Source organism: Candidatus Magnetaquicoccus inordinatus, assembly GCF_004217665.1.
GTDB lineage: Bacteria > Pseudomonadota > Magnetococcia > Magnetococcales > Magnetaquicoccaceae > Magnetaquicoccus > Magnetaquicoccus inordinatus.
The window spans coordinates 1-22,115 of the sequence record NZ_RXIU01000008.1; the positions used below are offsets into that span (position 1 = coordinate 1).

Below are 22,115 nucleotides of genomic sequence, written 5' to 3' on the forward strand. Positions count from 1 at the left end.
TCTCAACCCAACGATTGGCGTTGCAAATGCCATAACGCTGACGGTCTTAGGATAGCTCGAGAGATCCCTCTTTTTGAGGAGATGGTCGTTGATGGCATTGACATTGGCCGCAATTGCCAAGATTCCACCGGTGCTGTGAGTGATGATTAGCACATTTTTATAACCATTAACCTTTAGCTTCCTCAGATGATCCATAAAACGGAAGATATGATCAGGAACTCGAGTGGATGTATCCAGGCTGTTGTACTCAAAGCAACTGAAGTCAAAGAAAGAAACCGGTTCTAGAATTCTCATCAGATGGCCATCACCGTTGCCACCAAACGCCTCACGGCAACTGCTGTGCCAGCCATGCACCGCAACGATGGCAGTTTGGTACACACGATATTTTGGAATAGCACTCAAGCCATCGCTTGCGACGCACCCGGCGGTAACATTCGTAGGCTGCGCAATGATGAAGAGGATGGCAGCAATACCCGCAATCACACGACGTAACACAGAACCCTTCCTCCATTCCGTCTATTGCTTGAGGAACCGTTTACCAAATAAAAAATTGTGATAACTTCGATATGTTTTTTCATAAATCGATGACCAGCGCATCCATTTCCATCCTCTTCACTATCACAGGACTTTATTTCCTCTACCCACTCACCGATCAAGCACAGCAATGAACCGTCCAGCATCTCCAGTCCCGTATCTACCTCAAACGCCACCCGCCCGTCCGACGCGACAGTACACCACGCATGAAAACCTCTCGCTCGCCACCGGTGCGCCAGTTATGTCGCCGATGTACCACTCAAACGCCTCTTGTCCAGTCAACGCGACGAGGAAACAACGACAGCATGTTCAGCCACATCGTTACCCACATCTCAGACGCTCATCTCCTTCTGGCACTGTATGGCCAAGGCGAAGTCATGAACCCTCTGTAACCCTATCCAAAGAGTTTTCGGTCCCGGAAAGCCATCCCCTTTTCGCCCGATGAAACCGCCAAATCCAGCAATGACCCGAATCATTTCGTTCAAGGTGGGTGGTTGATTCTGGACGATCTTGCGCCTTGCCACGACACAAGCTGCTTTCCATTCCTCGTCATCAAAAACTACGCTACACGGCAGCTCCGGACACTCCTTGCCCAGTGTAGTCAGGAACAAAATGCGCCAAGCGATGATCATGTACAGAGCAATGGCTGCCTCTATTCTCTCTATCATGCTCAAGCTGTAACTTTTCGATTTTACATCCGTCTTTCAGAATCCTGAAAAAAATTTCTACTTGCCATCTGACCATGTACCACTGGAGAATCTCCTCGGCCTGTTCTGCCGTTTCAACATGAACGCCGGACAACAACAGCCACTCAATGGGATCCTCTCCGGCGGGTGGCGTTTCCTCAGATGCCAAAAGAGCCGTGATTTCCACAGGGGCAAATTTTTTCCCTGTCCGTCTTGGCGGATTCAAGACAACCCGTGCAACCCGTAACGTTTGCACCACATGACGCTTTTTGCGTCCCCTGGCGGGTGCCAAGTCAAATTCAACGTGACTGATTTCAGGGGCATTTTCCACAACGGTCTTCAGTTTCTGACCATCAATGGTATTTCGATCATCACGGAACCTGATCAACCAATCAGCCGCCAGTTCATCACGCCGAAGAAACTCCTCCCGTTCGAAGAAGATGTCGTAAATATCACCCTCCCGGTCAGCGAGGTAAATCAACCGTGTTTCCGGCATCTTTTTCTGACGTTCACTGGTCCTCTGGTACCCTCCAGCCAACGGATGCTTTCTTTCCCCCCTATTGGAGCATTTGAGGAAACACGACTTTTGCCAAGGCTGCCAGGTTCTCTTGAGTACATCCAGGCATCAAATACACCAAGAGATAACCGGTCTTGAGTCACTGCCAGGGTCGGGTGAAGATAAAGCCCTTTCCGTGCCTCGTAGTTGAGGGGACCGAGACCCTCAATGTCATTCTTGCCTGTGTAGTCCAACTCGGTGGTGTCCTGGATGCAAAGCACGACAGACTGCTGTCGCATCCGTTCCTCCGTACTGGCATAGTGCGGTTCCAGGATTTTTTGCGCATCCACCTTCTCGTTGCTCAACAATCGATAGGCCGCCTTGATTTCTCGATATCCGCCGCAGGCGACAGGAATGCTGGCAGATGGGTTGCTGCCCAATTTTTCCAGCAAACGGCGGGCTCTTCGGTTAAGACGCTGGTCACCCAAATCGATGTCTTGAAGCTCTTCTGTCAAAGAAACCATGGTTAAATCCTCATTTTTGAATGAACTTAACCACGATGCTACACTCGACTACATATTATCGCAACCAAGAACGGGTGTCGTCTCATTCAGCTCATATCAGCAAACTGCTAATGATGGATAGATTTACGTGCTCCCCCGCTTCGCTTGGTTTGCAGAGATGTGGGTAACGATGTGATGTTCAGCCGGGTGTACCACCAGCAAGTAAAATGCCTTTTGTCGGTGTTCCACGCCACTGAAAACAACGATAACGAATACAGCATAACCAGTGCCGGTGATTTTATCAGAAGAAACAAACCGATGTAAAACAAAAAAAAACAGTGATCCAAAAAAACCGGACTCCGTTTCAACTCCCGCCACCCTACCAACATCCAGCCGACGAAAAGCTGTTGACTCCATTCCAACTCCCGTCACCCAAGGAGGCCGAACTGCAAAATTTGCATGTTGTGGATAAGTCAAACAAGATGCCAATTTCATTCAAAATAGTGAAGTCTAAAAACCTGTTGACCTTCAAGGCCGAAGTCAACAGGTTTCGGAGAATATGGCGGCGTGGAGAAGAGAAGGGGCGGTTTCCGGGGAAACAGTCGCAAAAACCAGCCGACCACCCCACAAAGCCACCCGCGCTAACCTTTGGAAACATTGGCGTTTTTTATCACAAAAAAGCCGCCTTTGCGGGCGGCCATTTTGTGAAGAACGACTTTCAAAACTTAAATGGTGGAGCAAGTTTCCGAACGTCGAACTTTTTCTCCACCACTTTGCTGCAGCGCAGCAGGAGAACGTTTCGACGCCATCTTGGTTAGCCAAGTGATGTGCGGTTTTGAATCAACTTAATATTCAATGACTTCCAAGAAGCCGTCGAAATTTCGGCAGATCCTCACGACACACCTTCGGACTCTCTTCCGATAGTCACTTGAGTACCAAGATTGACTTCGGAATTCTCTATTGCAGATTTTGCATATAAAAGAGAGAATGCGGATTCTTCGCCACCTTTACGACGGGTCCGCCAGCACGCTCTCCAACGTCGGTGCGTCCAGGATTCGGAGGCTCCAATTTTCCAAAGTGGCTAGCTCAGCATCGGCAATTTTCTGGCTGGCCCATGGTGGTAGATCGCCGAAGCGATGTTGAAGGAGACGGGTCAGAACGGCTGCCTCACCCTCATGACGGCCTTTGCGCTCACCTGCCAGTTCGCCATCCATCCTCTCTTGCAGAAACAACGGTCGCAACACATCATTTTCCATCACATTGAACGTAAGAGCCATTTTTTCAGCCTCCCTTTTGACTTCTGTTTCCAACCGACGCAACCGAGACAGAATCACCAGCTTTGTCAATGCATCCGCTCTGGCCTTGTCCGGCAACTCACTGATTCGATATAAAATTTCTCGAATGGTTTCATTCTGGTCACTCATCCGGCAGAGAATGGCCAGGATGTTTTCCTCCAAGTGAGGACTGGCCATCAACTCCCGACAGTCAATGTCGCGAATATCGACAAGGTCATATTGAAACGATAGCCGCTCCTCCTCGATCCCCACCTGCTGATTCCATCTTGTATCCCCGACATAAAGCAACTTCTGGCGAAGTATCTTATCTGGATACTGTTGCCGTATGAACGTGTGGTACATCAGCATCCGCCAATCCATCTCCTCGGGTTTGCTGTTCAATTCCACATGGACTATTGAGCCATCCTCCATCAGAAAAACCAAATCAGGCACCCGTTTCTGGGTTGACGCAAACTCAACTGGTAAGATTGCGACAGCCTGCTGCCCAACCAGCACATGCAGCAGTCGCTGCGGTGGCTGTTTGAACAGATCCTTGAAGGTGGTATCGTACTGCGACCTGTTTTTATCTTTATCTTCCACTATGTTCCCAGTCAAATTCAGATATCGCGCAGGCCAGAGATAGCCATCTTGATCAGTCAAACACGCTCGAGCAGGACACTCCCGCCAACACGGTCGTTGCCAAAATCGATGCGCAGGTCAAAATCTGACAACGCCCTCTGGTCATCATGGTAAAAAGCCAGACGTCAGGAGCAGTGTATCCGGTTGATACGCGGAATGCCACTCGAATTCCGCACAGGCTTCACCCACAAGCATCCCATTCCTGAAATTTATGGAAGTGCGACGGAGCAGAACGATGCCACAAATGGGATGGCAAATCTCCCTGACCCGGAACCTATAACGGCGTCATGACAGAGGAGGCACAACACAGCAGGAACCCGGTCAAAACAGCGTCCGATGAACAAAATCACCCTCTGAACATGAAATAGACCGCCCCCATCAAACATAAACCAGCCCAGACAAAATCCAGTTTGACTGCATTTCCCATGTAGAATACAGAGAAGGGCACAAAAACAACCAGAGCAATCACTTCCTGTATTATTTTCAGTTGCGGCAAGGTAAGAGATCCAAACCCGATCCGATTAGCCGGAACTTGCAGCAGGTACTCAAAAAGGGCCACTCCCCAACTGATTACCGCAGCAATCAACCAGTAGCGATCTTCCAAATGCTTCAGATGCGCATACCAAGCAAACGTCATAAAGACGTTGGACAAGGTAAGCAGAATAACTGTTTGCAAAACTGGTGACATTTACACAGACACTCCATTCACCAAGCCAGAATAATCAGGTATCCGGCACTGAGCAGACTCGCGAATTGTATACATATTTCAGAAACCAAAGCACAACATACCAACAACAAAAAAGCAAACAGACAAACACCAGTACACTAAAAAGTTGATGACTATGTTACATCCGTTTCTTTAACAATCAATTTTGCAATTTCTTCATTGAGTTTCTGCCTGAACGCTTGAAATGCCTTGCGAACATCTTCCCAATCATCTGCCTCAATCAGTCCGTATAACCGCAAGGCTTGTGTTGCAACACGCACCGCACTCACCTCGGATAGGCGTGATCTCATCCACAAAGCCTCCTGCAGTGCGGATTCACTGTTCTGTAACTCAACAGCTCGGCTTAGGCTTTCCATGTGTTGTGAAAACTCAAACAAAAATATTGGCAACTGATCCGGCACTGTCTGCTGACTTTCTTCTGTTGTCGGCATCGTGACAATACGGTGTTCATCTGTCTCATGCGCACCATCAGTCAGCAATTCGGCTTCTGCAACAGACCGCATCGCACCCGATTCCCCAGGTACACCCACACAATGTTCCCCAATGGGAACAACAATGGTGACCTCCGTCCATCCGTCATCGGAAGAGTTCATCTGGATTGTGCCGCCCATTGTTTCCACAATAAGCTTGGCGGAATAGGTACCCAGTCCTGTTCCAGATGACTTGCCAGACGTGGCATATTTCTCAAAGAAGCTGCCTCGGATCTCCTTTGGCACAGCACCCTGGTTGCGGATCCTGACCACTCCTCTATCCTCTTGCCCTTCCATATCGATGGTCACGACCCCTCCTTCGGGGGATGCCTCAAGGGCATTCTTGATCAAATTGGCCAGCATGGAGTAACAAAGCACCTCTTCTCCACGGATGAAGAACGAGTTGCTTGCCACAACAGGCTTACCTTGAATCCTTGTCTCCAGAATCAGTCGATTGCCAGCAATCAATGCCGTTGCATCATTCCTGACACTCTGAATAATCGGCAGCAAATCGATCTCCACCACATCCAGTTGGTAGATACCTTGTTCCATACGATACAGGCCCAGCGAAAGGTTGATCATGTGCAAAACAGTTACACCCGACTTGCGTATCGTCTTGACATGCTTTTCCTGTTCGGCAGAGAGGGTGGTACTCAGGAGAAGGTCTGCAAAACCAATGACACCGTTCAATGGGGATTTCATATCGTGACGAGTGATCAGTTCGACATCCTGCTTTAATTTTTCTGCCTCGATGAGTGCCCTGTACTGGCGCTCCAGAGTCTCGTTTGCCTGAAGTAAATTTTCCTTGTATTCATTGAGCTGTCGTTCCGACTCGACCAATTGGCGGACAAGTTCTACCAGCAACTGGTCATTGATTCGTCTCTCTGCCAACTTTGCCCGTTGTTCAACCAACAATAGTAGAACCCGGTCAAGCAGGGGATCCGCCCGATTGGCGCAGTCCATCAACAGGGTGTGCAGTTCAAGCACGCGCCATCTCCAGAAGAACACCATCAATCCCCACATCCTCCAAATTAATCAAAATCTGGATTGTCTTGGCAATATCTTCCCGTTTGCACAGAATGGAACCATGTTGAGAAGCGATGATACGGGGATTGAGTACCTGCACTGCCGCAAGGGCGAAACGCAAAGCGGCATTGGAGGGCATCACCTGCCGATGGAACTGAACAATCCCGAAAAAGGGACACGAAGAACCGACTGTCTGACAAACCATCTTGCAGTCTGACGGAACAGCTTGATTGCATGCATGACAGCGGCGATCCACCTCCATGAAGAGTTGCCAGCCAGAACAGTGTGAGAGACTGCCAAAAAGATCACTGGAAAAAAGAATGCCCGTTTTTTCGTCATAGGTCATAAAACTTCCCGCCGCATGGGCGTAGGGCGTTGGAATAAAACGAACTCTTCGCCCTGATTTCAACACCAATTGCAGAGCCATTTTATCAATGCAATGCAGTTCCGACCGGCAACCGTAGTGACTGATAAATGGATTGTTCTCACCCTTGGAGATCACTTTCAGATCTGCACGACCAATCATCTCTTCCAGATTGGGAAGACTGCCACACAGATCAGGATCATAATGGTGGTAAACAAGATGGGAAATCGATCCAGGCGATACACCTGCCTGTAATATCTTCCGCATGACCGTACTGAAATCCGGGCGACTGCCTCCATCAATGAGAACAGTTTCATCCCCATCAACAATCAAGTACGGATTGCACGAAAACCCACCCCCGGCATCATTATAACCGACCCAATATACCCCATCAGCCAATGGGATTGGACGATCATGAGACACTTTTTCGCCAATCATATCTTTCATAAAATTATTACCAAAGAACGGACAATAACATGTAAACATCACCAATTTCGGACAACGATACCAGAACCTTACTGCATAAAACGACCAGTACCAGCAAGTCTTTCCACCTCAAAGCACCCCTTCATGGAAACCGAATAGCAGGGGTGAGCATCTCACGGGCACCCTCGGCCTCGTGCCGGTTGCCTGCCCGTTGTTCCAACCATTCACTGGCCCGCTGCTGTCCTTTCGCGATCTGGGAACGGGTCATCTCTTTGGCAACTGTCTCACGCCATCGTTTGGCCAACCGATCCCTGTTGGAGGCGGCCAGATTGAGCCACATATAGGCGGTAACATAGTCTTTTGGCACTCCATACCCAAGAAAGTACATGGCTCCCAGGTTTCTTTGCGCTACGGTATGACCTTGTTCTCCGGCCTTGAGCCACCAATGGACAGCCAGTTTATCATCCTTGGCCACTCCCCGGCCCATTTGGTAACGGTCAGCAAGCTCCTCTTGGGCTTCGGCAATACCCTGTTGAGCCGCCTGTCGACACCAGAACAACGCCTGCTTGGGATCCTTGGCGGTACCGATTCCCTTCTCCAGCATGACACAGATAACGGATATTGGGCTGTTTTCTCCCCCTGCGCGGCCGCCTTTTGCCACCACAGCACCGCTTTCTGATCACTTTTCTCACATCCGGTGCCATGATAATGCATATGGCCCAACCTGGTCTGTGCTCCTCCATGACCTTGTTCCGCAGCCTTCAGGTACCAGGAGCAGGCCAACGCACCATTTTTGGCAACCCCGTTGCCTGCAATATGGCGATTGGCCAATTCAAACTGGGCCTTGGCATAACCTTTGTTGGCGGAGCGATCAATCCATAGCAGCGCCAAACGATCATTGTTTGGAATAGTGCGCGTCAATGAATACATCATGCCCAGAATATACTGATAAACGGGATCACCTTCCTCAGCGAGTTTGTGCAAGGGGCCGAAGCTGCTCTCTTCCGCATGGCCAGCCGACGAGGGAACCACCCAAACGACGGACAGAACAAACACTGCCAGGCAACGCTGAAACAAAAAACGCGGCATCTCCCATTCAGTGCCCAAACACATTTACTGATGCGGCGACCGTTTCAGATTGCAGAAAGGCCAACTCGATACGTGTCAATAAATACAAGACCTCCCGTCCCAGATCTACCACATCGTTGTATACCGTCTCGGATGCACGGAAATTTTTCTTCCGCAAAAGACGAACCGTCTCTTCTGCCTTGGCATGGAATTGATGGTGCTTTTCGTCCAACTCTTTAATGATCTTGATGATCGTTTCATCCTGACTCTTGACATCCTTGATCCAAACACCCACAACACAGGATTCTGATGTCGACAATACGGCATCTTTTCCCCAGTGTTGGAACGCCCGCAACAGTTGCCTTGACCAGCGCAAATGCATCAATCTTGCATAACTCACATCCAGGACACCTCTTTTTTCAACATCCCCGTGTTCCGGGATATGTATATTGAACAAACGATGGATGAGACTCTTGACCGGATGTGCCGAAAAATCGCTCAATGGTTTATGTTCCAGATAATCCAGCTCCGCCTCGGTCACAAGATAGACGATATCACGGCTCAAACTGCGCAGTTGATTCATCTCTGCTTCGAGATTCTTCTGTTGGTCCGTAAAGATCAAGGCGACGAGACGATCGGCCGTATGGTGAAACGCCTCGTGAACCCTCACCAACTGTCGCACTGAATCCAGGTGATACAGCTCCCTGATGCCATCACCATGAAGCCAGAGTCCCAGATCACAATCATTGCTGGTGCCCAGGTGAATCGTCTTCCGATGTTGCTGAACCATCTCCTCCAATTCAGCTTCCCAAAGCACATGAGCAACACGAGCGGCACAGAAGTCAACTTGTTTCATGATATATTCCTGACCAATATGTAACCACACATCATCCTGTTTGATTCGACAGCATCCAGCAAGCAAACCCCTGTCCCAGCCAAGCATCAATCCGTTTCCGCCCTGGCCTGTTCCGAGAAAAACATTGAATAATCATGATCGTGCTGATTCACATGGTTCAAAAGCCACTCCAACAACCATCTGCGGATCTGGTGTACCGAGTCAGGATCCATGGCAATGATTGCCCTGTTATACTCATTCAACTCCACAATGATCTCATCATGCCTCTCCTTGTGCTGGTCTGCCCTGGGATAGCCGTGGTGGCGAAGGTATGCCAATTCTGCACTGAAATGAATTTTTGTGTAGGTAACGAGTTCAGCGAAAATTTCAGACATTGCCAGCCACTCGCTTTGATCAGGGGGCAGATCCGCCGCTATGGCAGTTCCAAGAATTTCATCGATGTCTACCACCATATTGAGCAAATTTCTGTGGGCCTCATCGAAGGCCGGCACACCCACATTCACCAGTCTTTCGAACAATTTTTTATGAAATTCTGATCTCATGTTGCCTCTGGTTTCGGGAACTGTATTGACAACGGTTGCCAGGATTGGATGATCACACTCTGCTTCGGCAAGTAAATGATACTCTTTCAGCTTGTCGAGCAAACTCCTGCGTCTGACAGGCTTGGTCAGAAAATCGGTGCAATATCCTTCAAAAAAAGCCTTCACAGCCACTTCCGGCGCATCACATGCAGTCACCATGATAATGACAGACTCTTTGTTGCCAACTCTGCCAAAGGAACGCTCCTCGACACGAATGGCCTGCAAAGCACTCAACCCGTCCATTATGGGCATCATGACATCCAACAGAATCAAGTCGAACGGCGCTCCTTCAGACAGAGCTTCTCTTGCCCAGGTCAATGCCTCTTTGCCATTCGTTGCCACGCTGCACTCGCCATAAGAGCGAAGCAGTTGACTCAAAAGTACTCTGTTCTCCAACACATCGTCCACGATCAAAATTTTCACCTTTATAACTCCTTCGCTTTATTACTAAAGCCGACATCCCTGCCAAATCGATGAGCAACTCAGTCAGTCGATTTATCCTTACCGGCATGCCTACTGATCAGTTCTGCGGATATAGCCATAATATCACGTATTTGCAAACCTTTTGATCCTGTTTTCACCACTCGGCTCAAGGTAACGGCCCGACGACTGTAGCGGTAGAAATTGTTCCAGAAATCAGCCGGAAGATACAATTGTCCGCTTGCATCAAAGGAAAACAGGTAGGCTTCTCCCAGATCAATCTGAAAAACCATGCGCAGATCCTTGATGGTGTCAGGCTGAAGCACAAATTCCTCACCGGGCCGTTTGGCTGTGTGTCCCAACAACGAAGCCACTGAAAAAACAATTCCTCCTTCCGCATGGCGATCAAAAAGAATGGTATTTTGTGATTTGCCTTTTGGAGGCACCAGTTTCAGGTACGGTGCATGACGCAGGCGATCGATGGCGACCAGCTCTTGAGCATAGGGCTCCAATCCTGGTTTCGTGCGTGGCCGAGAGGAAACAGACGGCGATACCTTCTCCGCAGTGTGAGCCGCCACGCCTTCTGCAGGCAAGGCCGCAGAAACAGCTTTGGAAACCAGCTCCTCCGACGCCGGTTTGCTCGCATCCGGAATCGCTTTGCTCGCCTTGCTGTCCAGAGCAGACGATACCTGTTTCTCCATTTTCTGAGCTGGTGGCTCCTGAAGAACAGAATCGGGAGCAATTGTCGGATCGGACTTCGTGGCTGTTTTTTCTGGCAATCTTTCTGCCTGGGGCGAAACGGGCGACAACGGACCGGGTGCCGAAAGAGGTGGGGTGGATTGGGCAACGGGAGCAGCCGGTTCGGGCACTTTTTCTGCGGGAGATTTGGGCCAATTCAGATAAAGCAGGACACAGATACCTGCGGCCATGGCTGCTCCGACCACCAGCCAAGGTCTCCTGCGACGGACGGGTTCTTCATTCGCCTGGGGCTCCTCTTTCCATTCATCAGGCAACAATTCTGCGGACTCTGGAAGAGAGGATGTCTCGGCCAATTGGTCCCATTCCATACTGTCTAACACCAACCGTATGGGTTCTTCTGTCGGAACTTCCAAGTCTTGGGAGGCTTCTGGAATCAACTCTTCCGGCACTCCTGGCTGTTCAGACTGTGCCGACTCGTCGGTTGGAACCATTTCCAGACCAGCAAGGAGGAATGGCTCTTCCTCCTGTTCCTCTCCATCTGCAGGCTGTGTTGCGGAAAGCGGTTCCTCAACGGGTATACCCCGGAGTTCTTCGTCCGATTCCACGGCCCCGCTTTGCAGTTCAAGGATCGCTTCCTGGCGAAATTTTTCTTCCAGTTCACCCAAGCGACCTTCTTCAAAAACATCTTGTTCCGCAGGCACCGACCCGGTCCCAACCATCTCTTCTGGAACAGGCAGATGCTGGACCTGATGGGCTGACAATTGCGTGAGGGCAGCCAAAAGATCTGGCTGCAATACGGTGGCAAGCAACAGGTGCAACGATTTGCCGACAAACTGCTCGCCGATTTCCAAATCCTCGCCCAGTTTTGGCACGATATCGACTATGGTCCCGACAGTCGATACAGTCTCCTTCAGGTGATTAAAAGAGTCCCGTTTGGCACTCCAGGTGCCTGCCAGTGGCACCTCCAGACGATAGAACTGGAGCTGCTGAACCAGGGCTTCTGCCACCTCCCTGGGATAGTGCCGCAGGTCAAAGGAAACGGGAACGGGTTGTGACCAGGCTGTAAGCTTTTCTTCAATATCACCAATTACATCATCAATCCTGACTTCGTTGCTGGCAGAGACATCACCAAACAGACCTTGCAGCCTGCTCATCCCTCTTTCCAGGGAAGCAATCGTCACGGTGTCGAGTAGCGCCTGATCTTCCAGGAGGCCTTCCAGCAGGCGCTCAAGGGCCTGACTTAAACGAACCACACCGTCCAGATCATGAAATCCGGCCGTACCACGGATTCCTCGGCAGGTTCTCAGGAATGCCTCCAGTACGGGCGTCCTCGCGCTCGGCTCCCTGGTCGACAACTTGCGGACATCATCCAGCCCTTGCAAAATCCGGCGCTGCGACTCCTGTACGAACAATTCCAGGATGGTGGGTTCCGACATGAAACGTCTCCTCGATTGGATGCTCGACCGACAACCCCTCAATCCGGCATGTCAGGATCATTCAATGGTAAAATACCGGTCGAATTTCATATCCAACAATTTTTGTCTAACAGATGAGCTACAGTTGATAATTCTTGCAGGTTCCCCATGCTGTCCGCGAATATGCTGATTCAGCAGCAAAAGAGTTCCGAAGGCTGCCTTGCCAACATGATAAGTATCCTGAAAATCAAGCACAAAAATTGACTTCTTGGACCTGCTTCGGTAAATATTGGCAAAATCGTTGCGGCAATTGTAGTCAAACATCCTGGCGATGCGGACTGTGACAACATCCTGCCCTGTGTGGCCCTTTTCGACAGTAACGACAAACTGATGGTCCGTATCGACCACACGATCATGAAAGAAGGAGATGTCAATTCCCGGCACTTGCAACTGGGACAGCTCTTTCATAACTTCTTTTTTACAGTTGCACAATACTATCCCGCCATCATTTTCCGCTTCCAGCAATAGCAACATGGCAATGCCTGACGAGGCGACATGCACGACATTTGTAAAATCTAAACGGTACAGCCGTCCACTGGCCTTTCCTTCTTGCATGCTGTAGAATTCCGTCCAAATATCGGCACTGAATTTACCTCTAAAATGGGCTATTGTTTCTCGTTCTGTGTGATGGATATGTTTCAAACCGCTTCTTGATTGATCAATCAATTGCGGAAAAATGCTTGTTTCCTCAACAGAAACAATGGAAAGGCCAGCATCGGTCACTCTGGCTACTTTCACCTTTTCTTCCACTTTCTGACCATTCAACTCAAGCGTTAAAATACCTTTCTTGCCAACTGGAATTGAATGAGAAGTCAAACTCAGGACAAGAAAAACAGCATGTTCGTTGATATCCAGGGCGTTGCCCGGATGCCCCTCAAACTCCATAGGCAATCCACAAAACACCCTTTCCTTGCTTCTGCGATTGAATGATGCGGTATCTGACATCTCACACTCATCCTTCTTCGTCAGGAATCAATTTTAACTTGCGCATTTTTTCCAACAATAACTGTCGAGTGACCGGCTTGGTCAAATAATCTGAACACCCACCCTTGAAGTAGGCCTCCATGGCTTGCAGGGAGGAGTCCATGCCGGTCACCATGATGATGGGAATCTCCTTGGCTGTCGGCTGGACCCGTTTTTCGGCAGCCCGCATCCGACCCAGTGTCTTCTGACCATCCATGACAGGCATGATAATATCCAGAAAGACGATGTCATAAGGCTCTCCATCCTCCAGATCGGTGACGAACAGTTCAAGGGCGGCCTTGCCGTCACTGGTCATGTCGCACTGACCAAAAGATTTCAAATAATCCCTGAGCAGTTTGCGATTGTGAAGTTCATCGTCTGCAATCAATATTTTCACTGCTATTGCTCCTTGTTGCTCAACAAAAGAATCACCTTATCGACCTGTTGTGCCAGATTCTTGCTTATGTTGGCAGCACTGTCCCATTCACCCATCTCCACCTGTCCGCTCAGACGGACAGCCTGCGCACTGACCCTGGAAGCACCGATATGTCCTGCCAAATCCCTGAACCAATGAATGGCGCGCATGACCCCACCGGCGTCCTCCCTGTCCAATCCTCTTTGCAACTGTTCAAGTCGCCCTCCGGCTTCTTGTACAAATTGATCTTGCAACCGGGCCAACGCCTCCTGGTCCATCTCGTTGGGGGTCAGAGTCACTGCCGCACGAACCGGTTTCGATCTGGCAAACGGAGCAACCGCTGCCACCAATTGTTGTACCCGATAGGGTTTCAGCAAAAAACCGTTCATGCCAACGGAAAAGCAGCGATCCCGCTCGTTCATCATACCCATGGCGGTGACGGCCACGATGGGAATCTGCGGATTGCCGACCTCCTCCGGAGTTCCTTCACGGATGCGCACGGTGGTCTCAAAACCGTCCATCTCCGGCATCTGCAAATCCATTAGAATGAGGTCGAACGCTTCAACCCGCAAGATGGCCAGTGCCTCCAAACCATTGGCAGCCGTACGAACCCGATGCCCCTGTTTCTGCAAAAGGAGACTGGCCAGCCTTTGATTCTCAGTCAAATCATCGACCAGCAAGATGCGCAGCGACTTCTCGCCCCCTTCCTGCACCATCGGCCGAGGGTTGGGTGAATGATCGTCGGCAGGTACCGCCGCGTTGTCCCTCGAAAAAATTCTCAGCAGTTTGGCGGCACTCACCGGCTTTTTGACAATGAGTGGCGCCGGAAAAAAACCTGACGGATCCAGTGTCAAGACCGATGAACGGGCTGACATCATCAATATCGCCGGTACGGAGCCACTCGCACCGGCAGCGATCGGCAGTTCACCCGTTTGCAGGATCACCTCATCTACCATGACCCAATCAAAAGGGTGGTCCCGGGTTTGTGCCAATTCACTCAGCATGGCCTGCATGTCTGCCACCAGGACGATCTGAGCACCATGCCCCGTCAATATCTCCTCCAGGATGGCCCGACCGGTAGTATGGCCATCTGCAACCAGCACTCTTGTTCCTGACAGTACCTTTCGATCAGCGGCTTCCCATTTGCGCCGACGCTTCAAACCTCCCGTTCGTTCCCTGGCTCCGGGTTGATCGTCCACACCCAACTCCAAGGAGAAATAAAAACAACTCCCTTGACCTGACTGGCTGGTCAGGAGCAGTTGTCCACCCATCAAACGCACCAGATGACGGGAAATGGCCAGTCCCAGGCCGGTCCCCCCATGTTTGCGTGCCACCGAGCCATCGGCCTGGATAAAATTCTCAAAAATTTTTTCCTGATCCCCCCTGGATATGCCAACACCCGTATCCGTTACTGAAAATTGCAACTTGACCACCTTGCTGGAACTCTCTTCTGATTGAAATCGCTTTACTGCCAGCACAACCTCACCAGCCTGGGTAAACTTGATGGCATTGTTGATCAGGTTGACCAGAATCTGCTTCAAACGCAGCGCATCTCCCAGCAGATAGGGCGACAGATCCTGGGCAACACGACAGTACAGTTCCAATCCTTTCTGATGCGCTTTCACTGCCATCAGGTTGCACACATCATCCAGCAGACGCACCAGATCAAAGGCTGCACACTCCAAGATGAAATGTCCCGCCTCTATCTTGGAAAGGTCAAGAATACCGTTGATCAGATCCTGCAAGGAGAGGGAGGAGCTGTTGATGATGGCAAGGTTTTCTTTGATCTCACTGCCGGACATCTCCGTATGGCACATCAGATCGGTCAAACCAATAATGGCATTCAGCGGACTTCTGATTTCGTGACTCATGTTGGCCAAAAACTCGCTTTTGGCCCTGCTGGCAGCCTCTGCTTTTTCCTTGGTCTCTCGCAAAGCTGTATCCATGCGGGATCTCCAGATAAGATTGGCCAATGAACCAGATACGCCATCCAGTAACGCCTTGAACTCATCCTCTTGACACTTTTTTCCCATCGGCATCTGCAGATACAGAACACCGACAGACTCCTTCCCCCAAAGCAAAGGCACACACAGGTGCAGAGGTTGTTTCCGGTGATTCTGTCCGCCCCCCTGCTTCTGATCTGCCGGCATGAATACCTCCAGGGAGAAGAGTGGAACCCCTTCCTGGTAACAGTGACAAACATTGACAGACACATAAGGACAGACATGAGTCTTCGTGGACCATGAGTGTGGTACACTGGCAAACAGTTGCAATGGCTGATCCTTGTCAAACGCCAAGAAAACAGCCCCAACAAAACTATCTGCAGCAACGCATTCCATAAGGGCAATTCGATCCATCGCCCGCTGCAACAACTCTTCCAGAGGCCCTGTTTCCAGCGAGATGCGCAACAAGTCAGCGATCAGTTGCTGTGTCTGCAATGCAGAGAAAGCCCTGCGTTCCAATTCCTTGACATGGCTCAACTCCCCTACATTCTTGTCATACAGCAATTCGGCTACCTGCAGGGTGTCCTGCAACACCGATGAAAACTGCTTGCGGGCTGTCATATCCTGAAAACTGGCCATTAAGCCTGGTCTGCGTCTGAACTCGACCAATACCAAATTGATTTCCAGTTCAATGCGTTGACCACTGCTGTGCAACCCACTGGCCTGTAATTTTTTTGCGTAGGGAAAGAGGCGTTCAGCAGGCTGGGAGGCCAAATCGCGCAACCCTACCCGGTGTCTTTCTTGCAATTCCGGTGGGATGATACAGGCATCAATCGCCCTTCCCAATACCGCCTCTCGTTGCAGACCAAACAACTGTTCTGCAGGCGTGTTGAACTCCAGTATCCGTCCTTCGAGATCCGTAATGACAACAGCCCCCATTATATGGTCCAGGAAAAGACGAATCTGGGAGTCCAGATGGCCAGCAGACTGACCTCTCCTCTCTGACAACCGTTCGGGAAAGACTACTGGACGACGCTCCCCATCATCCTCTTTCATGCTCCACCCCCTCCATGCTTTCAACGGCATGGAAAAGACCGAAGGTCACCATGTAGGGGACAGCAAGTTGCTCGTTACCGATACGAATGTCATAGACTCCCTGGCGGGAGTCCTGCCGCCAAACCAGTCGATAGCGCACCAGATGGCCCGGCTCGGCGGAAAAGACGATCTTGACACGTCGGGTGATCTGGCTTCCAAACTCAACACGCAGGTTTTTTTTGAGTTCCTCCTGAACCACCGACTCCAGTACGGGCCAGAGAATGGATTTCATGTTGGCAGTCAGCGTCTGTTCACGGCCCACACTCAAACCCACGGTGGCCGTGCGGGTAAACTCGTGTTCGCTGACCAGCATGGTGGTACCGTACCGGTTATCCAGCGGAATCTCTTCTGTCGCCAACACAACAGGCTGCTCCTGGATAAGCGACTCGGCCAGAATTTGAATCGGCGGCAAAGAGGCGTTGACGAAGGGAATCCAGCCCCCCTGTTTTTGCTGCGCATCAATCAACTGGGGCAGATATTTCTTGCCCAGCAATCCACCAACAACGGCGGCCAATCCATAAGGAATCAGTTGCAGCATGGCGAGATCCTCCCGGCAGGGGTAGCAGATCGAAACAGGTTTTGTTCAAGCCGACGGTTGGCCATCGGTTGCTTTTTTCTCTGTGACCATTGCCTGCATCTCCTCCAAAAAGCGGGGGAGATCCTCATGCAATTGGGCCATCAGATCGTGTGCCTGCACAATGATTTCCAGGTTGTCGCGAAACAGCCGACCCACATGCTGGAAGGGAGTGACAACTATCTGCAGTGCCTGTTGGGTGCGTTCAAAAGAGGCCTGGCATTTCTGGATCTCTTCGCTGACATGGGCCAGCATTTGGGAAATTTCCCGATCCGTGCCGCTCCGCTTGCCCTGCAAGAGGTCGTTGAGCTTTTGCAGGGCAGAGTCCTTCATCCTTTCCGCCTGTCTGCCCTCCTCCTCAAGCATTTCAATCAACGGCTTCAGATAGATCATCAATCGTGGGTCAATCCGTCGCTCCAACGCCTGGAGAATCGTACTCTGCTGATTTTCCACCTTGGTGAACAGTTCGGGAACCTTGTTCAGTAGCTCCAACTGGCCTGCGAAGGGAGAGAGCGTGTCAGCAGAGGCAACCGACTGCTCCGACAATCTTTCCGTCAAAGCGGTCAGCATCGACTGAACGCGGGCCACCTCCTGGCGGACCTCTGCCAACTCCTGTTTCAACTCGGCATTGACCGGACTCTCCTCTGGGGTTGCCTTCGTCTGGCTCAGTGTGTCCATTCGGGTCACAAAGCCGTTGATGCTGGCGGCAATCAGTTCCATCTGTCCCAGCTTGTCATCCAGCCGTTTAACGCGACTTTCCGTGGAAAGATGGACCTCAACCACCCTCTTCAGCAGGTTTTCCAGGATGACGATCCGATTGTGTACCCCATCCTCTTCGGAACCAACTTGGTTTGGCATTGCAATCTCTCCTTGACTCACTGAGTTTGGACATAGACCAGTACATCATGACACTTGATGCAGCGCCCGGAAGGCGGATGCGGCCGGGACGAGTTGGGCAAGATCGGAGGCCCCACCTTGTGATAGACAGAAATCTGCTCCCAGACCTTGGCCACGGGCGTTGCCGGCTGGCTGCCCGCTGGCAACCCACCCTGAATCAGATGACAATTGGTGCAGGGCCCCCAACTGGGATGAGGCATGGCCGCTCCGGGAACGATGGTGGGAATGCGCTTGACCAGCATCTTTTGCAGGCGCGAAGGCTGAGGAGCGACCAACTCCAGCACCGGCGCATTCAACGCCGGCTGGGTTGGCTTCGGCATGCGCCCCAGAACCTCTCCCTGAAGCTGTGGTGAGGGATCCCACAACCGCAACGCTGCCCCCGCCTTGTCCCACGAACCGTCGCCCAACAACCCAACACCGAGGACAACCACCAGGACAAGGGTGCCCGCAATGGCCCATACCGTGGGCGAAAGGAAGTTGAAAACGCGCATCATCATCTTACCGCAACTTGTTGGACCAGAGTGCAAAACCCTCATCGTTGCGCAACTGACAGGTACGCCCATCCATGCGGATCCACTTGGCATAGATCATGGGCACCTGACCACCCTTCTCAAAGGTGAAGCCAGTTCCATCCACCGTGGCATCATGGCGCAACGGGCACCCCAGATAGGTCAGAAACCAGCCGGGGCCTACCGAAATGCGGCTCTCCTTCCCCTGGGGATCCTGGAGCCACAGATGCAACTGCCCATCACTTTGCGGCTGCTCGGAAACCTGTTGCACCTGACCGCTGAAGTTCACCCTGGGCGCCTTTTGCAACAGAACCATCCCCCCTGTGGGGTCACGCCCTCCGGCCATCGCGTCTGCCCGCGTGGTGGCCACCACAGGAACCATACGCAAAGACTCCTGTCCAGCCGGGGTCAGCAAGGCATTGCTGGCTGCTTGCGGGCCTGCCCCTGCGGCAAGCGGCTTGCGCTCCTGGGTCGTACCTTCCGGGTTGCTGTCCACAAACAACGTCACCACCGCCCCTGCAAGCAGCAACAGCAAACCTCCGGTAACGATCCAATCTCCTGTTGTCATGGGTCGCTTGTTCATGTCAATCCGAAGCCTCCTCTGGGGTGAGAAAGAATTGCATGCTGCCAATATTCTCAACGCTGTGTTTCAGTTTCTCTTTCAGAGCGGCCAGAATCAGATCCCCCTCGAATACCTTCAATCGGCCATCCACCCGCAGATCGGCTTCCACATAAAGCGTCTCGCCCAGACTCCGAGCCCGCAGATAGTTGATACCCACCACACGGGGAAAGCTGCGGATAATTTTATACAACTCCTCCAACTCCTCCACGTCGGGCGAGGAGTCCATCAAATCGTCAACCGCCTCAATAATCAGCTCCACCCCAATTTTGATCACCAACAGGGAGAGCAGAATGGCCGCCAGAGGATCGGCAATGGGAAAATCCATGATGGTGGCAAAAAAAAGCCCGACCACCATCCCGACCGAGGAGAAAGCATCCGAACGATTGTCCCAGGCGTTGGCCATGATGGCAGGGCTGTTGTTTTCAATGGCCACACACTTCTGGTAGTGAAACATCAACTCGTTGCCCACCGTGGAGACCACGGCAGCAACCAGCGCCATATTTTCCGGGGCGGCATAGGTGCGATTGATGATACTCATCAAGGCATCCACCAGGATGAAAACCGACCCCACCGCCAGAATCAAACCAACAATACCGGAGGAAATATGCTGAATTTTTCCATAGCCATAGGCAAACTTGTCATCCGGGGGACGGTCTGAAATACGCAGACTGATCAAGGTGAAGACACTGGCCAGCAGATCAGCCAGTGAGTGAAAGGCATCGGCCATCAACGCCGCACAGTTGGTTACCAGGGATACAATCACCTTGTAGACCACCATGAAGACATTGAACCAGATGGAGTACCAAGTCACTTCATCACGACATTGGGCACAATGAGGATATTTCATGGCCTGTTCACCTCGACAGAAGGCGGCACCTCGCCAGCAGGCTGGGCCGGAAGAGAGGAGCCGACGGTTGTTTCCATAGGTCCAGGTAACACCTCATCCCTCTTGAGCGGCTCTGGTGGCGCCGCCGCATCGACCTTGGCAGGCGATGCCTCAGGAGCAGCAACCTCTGGCAGTGGGACAACGACCGGCTTGACAACCTCAACCGCAGGCGCCGCTACCGGCAAGAGGGCTTCAGGGACCTTTGGCTGCAGTATGGGCGCCGGTGCGACGCTCTCAGGAACAGCGACCACGGCTGGCTTGGCCTCCTTGGCTGGAGTCACTGGCCCGACAACGGCGTCGGGTACCGCACTTTTGCTCTCCACCCGCTTGTCCGCTTGCGCGTTCCCCGAAACCGGCGCCGGAACGAAGGTCATGGGCGAACGGGAAACCTCCCCTTTCCCATCCTGGGGTGCAGAAGCGCCACTCGCTTCGCCCCCGGAGGTCGTCTGCTCGCGTCGGGCATTGTTGCCCTGATGCGGTTTGCCACTCTGATGGTTGGAGGTGTCAAACTCCATTTCCGGGATCAAGCGAATAAATTTGTTGCCGTTCAAATCCATGTTGGCATTTTCCGGCCCAGGTTCTGCCGTAAAATAGGCATGGCGTTTGAATCCCAACACCTTGGCCATGATCGACCAGGGAAACGAAGTCACGGTCGTGTTGTAGATGCGCACCTGTTCGTTATACTCATCCCGGCGCTTGCTGATCATGTTTTCGATATCCATCAGCTTATCCATCAACTGCTGATAGGTGGTGGAGGTCTTGATATCGGGATACTGCTCCACCAGGGCGAACAGACGCGCCAGGGCCGATGATGGCAACTCCCCGCCCACAGGGGCCACAGGGGTCATGCTGGCCTGCTTGCTTGCCGAGCGACCTGCCATGTCGATGCGTCCATCCGAGACATAGCGAAAAACCTCCTGTTCCAGCATGGCATGGTTCAGGGTCAGATTGACCAGGTTGCCAAACAGATTGGAGCGTCTTTGCAGGGCATCGTGGATGTGGCCTCGCGCGGATAGCACCATCTCTTCGGCGGCGATGAAGCGGTTGAAATTGTAAAAGGTCGTCCCCAACAGAATGAGGGCAGCACCAACCGAAGCCGCCAGCACCAGATTTCTGGTTCTGGTGACTGGCAGCGGCATGGTGCGAGAGGCTTGTTCTTCCTGGTAGAGTTGGCGCATCAGCTTGCGCATGCGTTGCATGCGCTCGCTGCTGGTCATTTCCAAACCAGAGCCGTCAATCTCTTCCAAAGGGTCTGACTTATCCGTCATGGTGTGCTGGTCCCGTCCCAGTTTTCTTGTAGTACTTCTTTCATTTCTCTGGTCTTCTTGAAGAAGACCACTGCCTCCTCATGTTTGCCCTGCTGGTCCAATACAAACCCAATGGACTGATAAATCTTGAGTTCATTGGGCCGAATGGCCAAAGCATTCTGGAATGCCTCAATGGCTGCGTCATACTCACCCAAATGGTCGAGCGCCAGACCAAGACGATAGTTCAAATTAAAATTGGTCGGACTTTTTTCCAAAGCGGCACGGAGTACCTCGACAGCCTTCTGATACTCTTTGGCCTGAATATAGGCCATGCCCAGTATGGAACTGACCCGCGGCGTGGCCGTGGCCGGAGATTGATTGGCCTTCTCCAGTACCAGGATCCCTTCCCGGGTCTGCTCGGTCTTGAGATAGGAATATCCCAGATGAAACAAGGTCTCCTCATCATCCGGCCAGTAGCGGATGACCTGCTCCAGCAGGGGCATGGCCTGCCAATAGCGGCCCTGCTTGGTATGGGCAACACCACGCTCCCGATAATATTGGGCACGTACCCGATCATCGACCGTAAACAGCCGATTGAAACCATCAATGGAGTTGGCGGCTATCTGTTTGACCACTCCCAGAAAGGCGTGGGAAATCAACCTGACTTCATCAACAATACTGACGGGAGAACGCTGCTTGCTCATGGATTCTTCATCCTCT

The 22,115-nt window shown here is 51.7% G+C and carries 24 protein-coding genes and 1 pseudogene; 1 reads left to right on the forward strand and 24 read right to left on the reverse strand.

The window, feature by feature from the left end:
* From EJP87_RS01445 to EJP87_RS01455, 5 genes are all read right to left on the reverse strand, one after another.
* A partial coding sequence (locus tag EJP87_RS01445) for a hypothetical protein (RefSeq protein ID WP_130470085.1) occupies positions 1–495 on the reverse strand: 495 nt, incomplete at its 3' end.
* A gap of 371 nt (positions 496–866) precedes the next feature.
* Positions 867–1,202, reverse strand: a complete 336-nt coding sequence (locus EJP87_RS18270; protein WP_320412201.1) for an IS4 family transposase — start codon at positions 1,200–1,202, stop codon at positions 867–869.
* Positions 1,099–1,716, reverse strand: a complete 618-nt coding sequence (locus EJP87_RS18275; protein ID WP_227657398.1) for a transposase — start codon at positions 1,714–1,716, stop codon at positions 1,099–1,101. Before EJP87_RS18275 ends, EJP87_RS18270 begins: the two co-directional genes overlap by 104 nt.
* Positions 1,698–2,240, reverse strand: coding sequence for an IS4/Tn5 family transposase DNA-binding protein (locus tag EJP87_RS18280; RefSeq protein WP_227657399.1), 543 nt, complete (start codon positions 2,238–2,240; stop codon positions 1,698–1,700). The genes EJP87_RS18275 and EJP87_RS18280 overlap by 19 nt, the downstream gene beginning before the upstream one ends.
* 123 nt (positions 2,241–2,363) lie before the next feature.
* Positions 2,364–2,636 (reverse strand): hypothetical protein, encoded by a 273-nt coding sequence (locus EJP87_RS01455; RefSeq protein ID WP_130470086.1) that lies wholly within the window; start codon positions 2,634–2,636, stop codon positions 2,364–2,366.
* A 65-nt stretch (positions 2,637–2,701) separates the two neighbouring features.
* Here EJP87_RS01455 and EJP87_RS01460 point away from each other — a divergent pair, with 65 nt between their 5' ends.
* Positions 2,702–3,037, forward strand: a complete 336-nt coding sequence (locus tag EJP87_RS01460; protein ID WP_130470087.1) for a hypothetical protein — start codon at positions 2,702–2,704, stop codon at positions 3,035–3,037.
* A gap of 189 nt (positions 3,038–3,226) precedes the next feature.
* Here the strand turns inward: EJP87_RS01460 and EJP87_RS01465 are convergent, their stop codons facing one another.
* From EJP87_RS01465 to mamA, 19 genes and pseudogenes are all read right to left on the reverse strand, one after another.
* Positions 3,227–4,153 carry a DUF4351 domain-containing protein gene (locus EJP87_RS01465; protein WP_130470088.1) on the reverse strand — a complete coding sequence of 309 codons (927 nt, stop codon included), beginning with the start codon at positions 4,151–4,153 and terminating at the stop codon, positions 3,227–3,229.
* Positions 4,154–4,478: 325 nt separating this feature from the next.
* Complete coding sequence (locus EJP87_RS01470) at positions 4,479–4,820, reverse strand: DMT family protein (protein WP_130470089.1); 342 nt, start codon at positions 4,818–4,820, stop codon at positions 4,479–4,481.
* Positions 4,821–4,972: 152 nt separating this feature from the next.
* On the reverse strand, positions 4,973–6,316 hold the full coding sequence (locus EJP87_RS01475; protein WP_193771049.1) for a sensor histidine kinase: 1,344 nt from the start codon (positions 6,314–6,316) through the stop codon (positions 4,973–4,975).
* Positions 6,309–7,166 carry an oxygen-binding di-iron domain-containing protein gene (locus tag EJP87_RS01480; RefSeq protein ID WP_130470091.1) on the reverse strand — a complete coding sequence of 286 codons (858 nt, stop codon included), beginning with the start codon at positions 7,164–7,166 and terminating at the stop codon, positions 6,309–6,311. Before EJP87_RS01480 ends, EJP87_RS01475 begins: the two co-directional genes overlap by 8 nt.
* Before the next feature lie 121 nt (positions 7,167–7,287).
* On the reverse strand, positions 7,288–7,806 hold the full coding sequence (locus EJP87_RS18775) for a tetratricopeptide repeat protein (protein WP_265332087.1): 519 nt from the start codon (positions 7,804–7,806) through the stop codon (positions 7,288–7,290).
* 20 nt (positions 7,807–7,826) lie between these two features.
* Positions 7,827–8,258, reverse strand: a pseudogene (locus EJP87_RS18945) (tetratricopeptide repeat protein); the annotation flags it as partial.
* The gene (locus EJP87_RS01495) at positions 8,242–9,069 is read right to left on the reverse strand and encodes a CZB domain-containing protein (RefSeq protein ID WP_193771050.1); all 828 of its coding nucleotides are present in this window, start codon (positions 9,067–9,069) and stop codon (positions 8,242–8,244) included. The pseudogene EJP87_RS18945 and the gene EJP87_RS01495, both read right to left, overlap by 17 nt.
* A gap of 86 nt (positions 9,070–9,155) precedes the next feature.
* Complete coding sequence (locus tag EJP87_RS01500) at positions 9,156–10,073, reverse strand: hemerythrin domain-containing protein (protein WP_130470095.1); 918 nt, start codon at positions 10,071–10,073, stop codon at positions 9,156–9,158.
* A gap of 59 nt (positions 10,074–10,132) precedes the next feature.
* Complete coding sequence (locus tag EJP87_RS01505; protein ID WP_130470096.1) at positions 10,133–12,205, reverse strand: hypothetical protein; 2,073 nt, start codon at positions 12,203–12,205, stop codon at positions 10,133–10,135.
* A gap of 57 nt (positions 12,206–12,262) precedes the next feature.
* Positions 12,263–13,189, reverse strand: coding sequence for a hypothetical protein (locus tag EJP87_RS01510; protein WP_130470097.1), 927 nt, complete (start codon positions 13,187–13,189; stop codon positions 12,263–12,265).
* Positions 13,190–13,196: 7 nt separating this feature from the next.
* The gene (locus EJP87_RS01515) at positions 13,197–13,604 is read right to left on the reverse strand and encodes a response regulator (protein ID WP_193771051.1); all 408 of its coding nucleotides are present in this window, start codon (positions 13,602–13,604) and stop codon (positions 13,197–13,199) included.
* 2 nt (positions 13,605–13,606) lie between these two features.
* Positions 13,607–16,621, reverse strand: coding sequence for a response regulator (locus EJP87_RS01520; RefSeq protein ID WP_193771052.1), 3,015 nt, complete (start codon positions 16,619–16,621; stop codon positions 13,607–13,609).
* Positions 16,608–17,198 (reverse strand): hypothetical protein, encoded by a 591-nt coding sequence (locus EJP87_RS01525; RefSeq protein ID WP_130470100.1) that lies wholly within the window; start codon positions 17,196–17,198, stop codon positions 16,608–16,610. The genes EJP87_RS01520 and EJP87_RS01525 overlap by 14 nt, the downstream gene beginning before the upstream one ends.
* Positions 17,199–17,243: 45 nt before the next feature.
* On the reverse strand, positions 17,244–18,092 hold the full coding sequence (locus EJP87_RS01530) for a hypothetical protein (RefSeq protein WP_130470101.1): 849 nt from the start codon (positions 18,090–18,092) through the stop codon (positions 17,244–17,246).
* Positions 18,093–18,109: 17 nt separating this feature from the next.
* Entirely contained in the window at positions 18,110–18,628 is a 519-nt protein-coding gene (mamT, locus tag EJP87_RS01535) for a magnetosome protein MamT (RefSeq protein WP_130470102.1), read from the reverse strand.
* 1 nt (position 18,629) lies between these two features.
* Complete coding sequence (gene mamS / locus EJP87_RS01540; RefSeq protein WP_130470103.1) at positions 18,630–19,223, reverse strand: magnetosome protein MamS; 594 nt, start codon at positions 19,221–19,223, stop codon at positions 18,630–18,632.
* Between the two features lies 1 nt (position 19,224).
* Positions 19,225–20,109, reverse strand: coding sequence for a magnetosome biogenesis CDF transporter MamB (mamB, locus tag EJP87_RS01545; RefSeq protein ID WP_130470104.1), 885 nt, complete (start codon positions 20,107–20,109; stop codon positions 19,225–19,227).
* Positions 20,106–21,416, reverse strand: a complete 1,311-nt coding sequence (locus EJP87_RS01550; RefSeq protein ID WP_130470105.1) for a LemA family protein — start codon at positions 21,414–21,416, stop codon at positions 20,106–20,108. The genes mamB and EJP87_RS01550 overlap by 4 nt, the downstream gene beginning before the upstream one ends.
* Positions 21,413–22,099, reverse strand: a complete 687-nt coding sequence (gene mamA, locus EJP87_RS01555) for a magnetosome protein MamA (protein WP_130470106.1) — start codon at positions 22,097–22,099, stop codon at positions 21,413–21,415. Before mamA ends, EJP87_RS01550 begins: the two co-directional genes overlap by 4 nt.
* Positions 22,100–22,115 lie beyond the last annotated feature (16 nt).